The organism is Erysipelatoclostridium sp. An173, from assembly GCF_002160495.1.
In the GTDB taxonomy this organism is placed as follows: Bacteria; Bacillota_I; Bacilli_A; order Erysipelotrichales; family Coprobacillaceae; genus Thomasclavelia; species Thomasclavelia merdavium.
On sequence record NZ_NFKR01000077.1, the window covers coordinates 1 to 2,995 of the forward strand.

At 25.8% G+C, this 2,995-nt stretch carries 4 protein-coding genes; all 4 read left to right on the forward strand.

Translation table 11 applies throughout. The features are described from left to right. A partial coding sequence (locus tag B5F09_RS14320; RefSeq protein ID WP_143357529.1) for an Rpn family recombination-promoting nuclease/putative transposase occupies positions 1 to 416 on the forward strand: 416 nt, incomplete at its 5' end. 70 nt (positions 417 to 486) lie between these two features. Continuing rightward, positions 487 to 912 carry a hypothetical protein gene (locus B5F09_RS14325; protein ID WP_087375002.1) on the forward strand — a complete coding sequence of 142 codons (426 nt, stop codon included), beginning with the start codon at positions 487 to 489 and terminating at the stop codon, positions 910 to 912. Positions 913 to 943: 31 nt separating this feature from the next. Continuing rightward, positions 944 to 1,249 (forward strand): hypothetical protein, encoded by a 306-nt coding sequence (locus B5F09_RS14330; protein ID WP_143357530.1) that lies wholly within the window; start codon positions 944 to 946, stop codon positions 1,247 to 1,249. 311 nt (positions 1,250 to 1,560) lie between these two features. Then, positions 1,561 to 2,715, forward strand: coding sequence for a CapA family protein (locus B5F09_RS14335; RefSeq protein WP_087375004.1), 1,155 nt, complete (start codon positions 1,561 to 1,563; stop codon positions 2,713 to 2,715). Positions 2,716 to 2,995: the final 280 nt, after the last annotated feature.

The following is a 2,995-nucleotide window of genomic DNA, read 5'->3' on the forward strand; positions in this document are numbered from 1 at the left end:
AAAATCCTCGTTATTTCGCTGATTTAGTTAATGTCATTTTGTATAGCGGTCTTCCGGTTATCGATCCTGAATATCTGAATATTTATGACAGTGAAATATCTACCGTAATTAAAGATCACAGTTTCATTAAAGAAATCGAACTTAGAAGAGATATTGTTTTCAAATACACTAATGGTAATGAATCTAAATTAATCGGTATTGAAAACCAGAAGCAAAATGACAGATTTATGCTTTTTAGATGTATGTCTTATGATTCAATTCTTTATCAAAGACAGATCAACAATTTATCTAATGATAATGAATTGATGAAAGTTAGCTCTGCAGTTATAAACTGGGGTGAACATCGCTGGCAAAACTATGACAATCTTTATGATTTTTTTAAAGTTCAAGACATAGAAAAAAATATCTACCAGTAACTTTTCAATACTAGTAGTAAATGTACTGGATATTGATTATCATTTATTTAAAGAAAAGAAAAACTATGATTTGATCAAGACTATTCAATTAATCTATAAATTTAAAGGGAATCTAGAGAGATTAAGAGGTCTAGTAATAGACAAAGATATTGCAATCATAGTAGCTAGCATAGTTAATGAAGAAAATGAAGTTTTAAAAAAAATTATCTTAAAACAAGGAGAGAAAGTGGATATGTGTGAATCATTAATGAATTTCTATAATCAAGGTATCAACGAAGGAATAAATCAAGGCATTGATAAAGGTATTAATTTGGGTGTTAATAAAGAAACCTTACAAAAAACGAAACAAATATTTAAACATTTTTATCCTCATGAAGATAGTAATATTTTAAATAACTTAACTAAAAAACAATTAGATATAATTTTCACAATGCTTTTAGATCAAGAGCCGTTTGATAAAATTAAAGGTATTATAAATAAAGAAATTATCAGTTAAAATATTCATTTATTCATAAAAATCAAAAGCCATGATAATAGATATCGCAATCATAGTAGCTAGTATAGTTAACGAAGAAAATGATGTTTTAAAAAATATTATCTTAGAACAAGGAGAGAAAGTGGATATGTGTGAATCATTAATGAATTTCTATAATCAGGCTGTTAATAAAGAAACCCTGCAAAAAACGCAACAAATATTTAAACATTTTTATCCTCACGAAGATAGTAATATTTTAAATAACTTAACTAAAAAACAATTAGATACGATTTTCACAATGCTTTTAGATCAAGAACCACTTGATAAAATTAAATACATTACAAAGAATTGTCATTAATTAATAATCACAAGCTTAGATTTTTATGCTTGTGTTTTTATTTAAATAATAAACAGTAAATACAGTTTGCTTTCGATTGACAAATAATTAAGATACTAAATATTTTCATTAAAAATTAAAACCATGAATTATTTCTAATTATTTTAGACTATATTCTACATATTAATATTTTTTTATGCAAAAAATACTAATTATATGATATAAAATATATTTATAATAGTAATCCATAAAAAAATTACCGGTAATACTGACTATAAAAATTAATTATCTTACAATATTATCTATCATAAAAATATCGAGGTGAATCTATAATGAAAATATTTAAGCTATTAATAATTTTATTATTAGTTGGCTGTCAAAGCCAGCCATCTAATTTCGCAACACCTACTATCCCTAAACCTACAAAAGAACTTGATAACATAGAATATAAAGCATCATTTTTAGCTGTTGGCGATAATATCATGCATGACCCTATGATTCAAAATGCTCAAACTAATAACGGATATAATTTTACAACTTATTATCAAAACATCCGTAAATACATAGAGTCGCCAGATATATCTTTTATAAATCAAGAAACAATATTAGGCGGCAGTGAACATGGATATTCAGGATATCCTCAATTTAATACTCCTGATGAAATGGCTAATACTCTAAATGAAATTGGTTTTGATGTTGTAAATGGTTCAACAAACCATTCATTTGATATGGGTGAAAGTGCTGTTGATCACTCTATTCAAGTTTTTAAACAATATAATAATATAAAATATATCGGTTTATATCAAAACCAAGAAGAAAAAAACCAAATTCCAGTTATAGAAAAAAATGGTATTAGAATTGCTTTTTTATCATATAACCAATACATCAATTATGATTATATACCATCTTCATATCGCTATAATCCTTTCGATAAAGAACAAATAAAAAACGATGTTGAAAAAGCAAAAAGTATTAGTGATGCAATTGTAGTATCATGCCATTGGGGACAAGAAAATGAAAATACCCCTAGTGATTTCCAAAAAGAATATGCTCAATATTTAGCTGATTTAGGTGTCGATGTTATTATTGGAACTCACACTCATACCCTTCAAAATATTGAATGGCTTACAGGAAGTAATAATCATAGAACATTAGTCGCATACAGTTTAGGAAATTTCATTAGTGGCATGTTAGAAGAAAACTGTCAAATAGGTGGTATGCTTTCATTTGATTTTGTAAAAAAAGGTGGTGTGGTTTCTATCGAAAACGTTGTCTTAACCCCATTAATAAATCATTACTGTAGCAATAATAAACAAAATATTATAGAAAATCGCTATAGCTTTACTGTTTACCGCTTAAAAGATTACACTCAAGATCTCGCTAGCCAACATGGATTAAACGGTTATAATAATATCACTATTTCCATTGATACTTTAAAACAATCTATTAAAGAAAAAGTAACATCTGATATAAAAATAAACATGTAAATATCTATTATATAAAAACGAGATAATTTTGAGATTATTTACTCCTTGTTTTATGATATAATTACTTTGTCGATTAATTATACTAACTGTATAAATTCAGCCTATTTTGATTATATAAACTGACTATCTTTTGTTTTTTCTAACTATAAAATATTTTCTATTCTTTATATTATCAAAGGAGTTTATTTTATGGCTAGTATTTTTAAAAACGACATTGTTTTAAAGGATTTCTTTAAAAATCCTCGTTATTTCGCTGATTTAGTTAATGTCATTTTGTATA

Bases quoted from the DNA above. Each gene is read 5' to 3' on its own strand.
- B5F09_RS14335 (WP_087375004.1), top strand. From the start codon at position 1,561: ATGAAAATATTTAAGCTATTAATAATTTTATTATTAGTTGGCTGTCAA.
- B5F09_RS14330 (WP_143357530.1), top strand. From the start codon at position 944: ATGATAATAGATATCGCAATCATAGTAGCTAGTATAGTTAACGAAGAA.